The organism is Azospirillum sp. B4 (genome assembly GCF_000333275.1).
In the GTDB taxonomy this organism is placed as follows: Bacteria; Pseudomonadota; Alphaproteobacteria; order Azospirillales; family Azospirillaceae; genus Nitrospirillum.
This window is the reverse complement of the sequence record NZ_BACU01000492.1, coordinates 1-2,815: the sequence shown is the minus strand read 5'-3', so window position 1 is coordinate 2,815 and position 2,815 is coordinate 1. Positions and strand designations below refer to the sequence as shown.

General features: G+C 65.7%; 1 protein-coding gene and 2 pseudogenes. 1 reads left to right on the top strand and 2 read right to left on the bottom strand.

All coding sequences use genetic code 11. From position 1 onward, the window contains the following. Positions 1-1,034 (bottom strand): annotated as a pseudogene (locus I55_RS21480) (hypothetical protein); the annotation flags it as partial. Positions 1,035-1,421: 387 nt separating this feature from the next. On the opposite strand from I55_RS21480, the gene I55_RS21475 reads away from it, so the two are divergent. Next, positions 1,422-1,955 (top strand): acyloxyacyl hydrolase, encoded by a 534-nt coding sequence (locus I55_RS21475; protein WP_044562644.1) that lies wholly within the window; start codon positions 1,422-1,424, stop codon positions 1,953-1,955. An 80-nt stretch (positions 1,956-2,035) separates the two neighbouring features. Here I55_RS21475 and I55_RS37285 read toward each other — a convergent pair. Continuing rightward, positions 2,036-2,815 (bottom strand): annotated as a pseudogene (locus tag I55_RS37285) (hypothetical protein); the annotation flags it as partial.

Below are 2,815 nucleotides of genomic sequence, written 5' to 3'. Positions count from 1 at the left end.
CCCGCCCCCACCGGCGGGCGCGCCGCCGTGCTGCCCGTCATGTGGGCGCGGATGGCGGCGCACAGGCTGATGAACAGGGGCAGCAGGGCCAGACCGGCGAAATCGCCCGTCTGTTCCAGATAACGGTTCAGCACCAGGTTGGCGAAGGGCCGCAGCCGCCGGTGCTCCAAATCCATCAGCAGGAAGGCCAGATCATGGAAGACGTCGATGACCACAGGGCCGCCGCTTTCCCCCAGTCCGGCGCCGTCCAGAACGCCGGCGCCATCCAGCACGATGGCGGCGCCAAACAGGGTGGGCTGGCCAGCCCATTGGCAGATGTTGCCCAGTTGCAGGTCGCCGTGGCAGGGCCGGACATAGCCTGAGCGGCGGCGGCGCTCGATCAGCCATTCCTGCCGGGCGGCGGTTGCCATCAGGGCCCGCTCCAGCCTGTCCAGCGCCGGGGTGTCGAACAGGTCCGGATGCTGGCGCAGGGCACCCAGGCAGCCGGACACGGCACCCCGCACCGCGTCCATTCCGCCCGGCGGATGGCCGGCGGAATGCGGCGTCTCATCCTGGGCCAACTCGTGCAGGGCGGCCACGGCGTCGGCCACGGCGCGCATGGCGTCGCGGGTGAGCAGGCCGGCCTCCGCCTGGCGGTCGAACAGGCCGGACTCGGCGAAACGGCGCATGACCACCACCCAGTCCACGGCGCCGGCATCCACGCCCGCGCTGGCTGGGGCCAGCACCAGCCGACCGTGGGGACCCGCCAGCACCGCCAGCACCCCTTCATAGAGGCCGGGCGCGGTGCGCCGGTTGACGGCGACCTCCGCCAGGGCCGCGCGGCGGCGGCGATCGGGCGTGGAAAGGTCGAGGTGGGGGAAATGCACCGCACGGCGCAGCTTGTAGGCGCGATCGCCGGCCAGGAAGATCACGGCGCTGTCGGTATCGATTCGCTCCACCGCCAAACCCTGGTGGGTCGCCGGATCGCCCAGCAGGGCGACCGTGGCGGCCTGGTCCATGAAGGACGGGTTCGCGGGCGCCGGACACACATCCATGTCCTTATTTTAACGGCGTTTTATGACAAGCTGTCGAGCGTCGCGCAGCCCATTTTTTGGGCATCCGGACAAGCGGACAGGCCGTCCCCTGCCTTGCGGCCTATGCCCCTGAAATTGTGCATCCGCGAAACCATATTCGTGCTGGGCAATACGCCCATGCGGCGCCTTTTCATGAAATTGTAACCGGTCCAGCCGCATAAGGCGGCGTTCGGATCTTGCACATGGCCTTGCGCGTGTCACGGCCCCGACCTGGACGCCCGCTTGTCGCATATGCGCAACAGTTGGCGGCTATGCGAGGCAAAAGGTAGCGGGGACCGCTTTGGTCATTGAGTTGCTTGGCCTATTCGGGAATCATCCGGAAAACTCTTAATAAGGATTGCGGTCGTGATGCGGCGTCTTCTCAAGTCCACGGTATTGGCGTTGGGGCTGATGTCAGCCGCAGCTCCGGCCTTCGCCGAGGACACCCCCAGCTTCCTCAGCCTCGGCATCGGCGAGTATGACGTGCTGCGGACGGGCCCGAAGCACAACACGACCGACTACCGCATCGAATACCGCCCCAACACCTCGCTTTTCTCCAGCAGCTGGATACGGATCAGCCCCTGGGTGGGTGGTGAGTTCACCGGCCAAGGCGGCGCCTATGGCGTCGGCGGCATCTTGTTCGATATCCCGCTGGGCAGCTCCTTCGACTTCACGCCCAACTTTGGCGTCGGCGTTTACGGCACCGGCAGCGGCAAGAACCTGGGCAGCTGGGTGGAGTTCCGCTCCACCGCCGAAATCTCGTACAAGTTCGAGAATCAGAGCCGCCTGGGCCTGTCCTTCGGCCACATCTCCAACGCCGGCATCGGCGATGTGAACCCCGGGTCCGAGATCGTGACCCTGTACTACCACATTCCCACGACCTGGCTGTTCGGCGGCTGGTAAGCCGGCCGAAGCCCGCAAGGTTACGGTAACGACAAAGGGCGCCTTCCGGCGCCCTTTTTGCTTTGCGGAACAGTCCGTCTTCAGCCGCTGTAGCTGAGGTAGAGGTAGCTGGCGTCGCCCACCTGTCCCACGCTCTGGGTCACGTGGTTCTTGATGTCGTCCAGGCTGAGGCCCGCAAAGGTGACGGAAGCGTTGACGGCCGTGCCAGCGCCGGCAAGCGCGGAGTGCAACGTGGCCCCCTCGTAGCCGGTCGCGCCTTCGTTATCGATCCAGGAGGTCACGGAATCAGCGGTGTAGCCCCATATGGTGACGGCGTCACCGGCATGGAAATTCACCACCGTCCCCCAGGTGGTCTGCCCGCCGCGCCCATCGATGAAAAAGGTGTCCATGCCGCCATCCTCGCCCAGGCTGCCGACCAGGAAGTTGGACCCCCGGCCACCGTCCAGCACATTGCTGCCGGCCGTAACGGCCAGGGCGTCATCGCCGTCACCACCCTTCACGAAGGCGCTGGCGCTGAGCGCCTTCAGTGACACGCTGTCGTTACCGCTCCAGATCAGCTGCGTTTTAAGATAGTCGACGGGCCCGGAATAGGTGACGTCATTGGTCGAGACATACGACTGTTTGGTCGTGGTGTCAGTCCAGGCGAAGTATGGCTGGTTCACCGTCTGGGTCGGACCTGAGGTATAGGCGTTGGCGACGGTACCGCTGCCATCCTTGACGTCGGTGTTGCCCTTGAGGTCCAGGCGCAGCGTGCCCACCCCGGCGACGCCCGATACCGTGACCGTATAGGTGCTGCCGCTGCCACTGATGGCGCTGATCGTCGCGTTGACCGCCCCACTGGTGGTCAGGCTGAAGTCTGA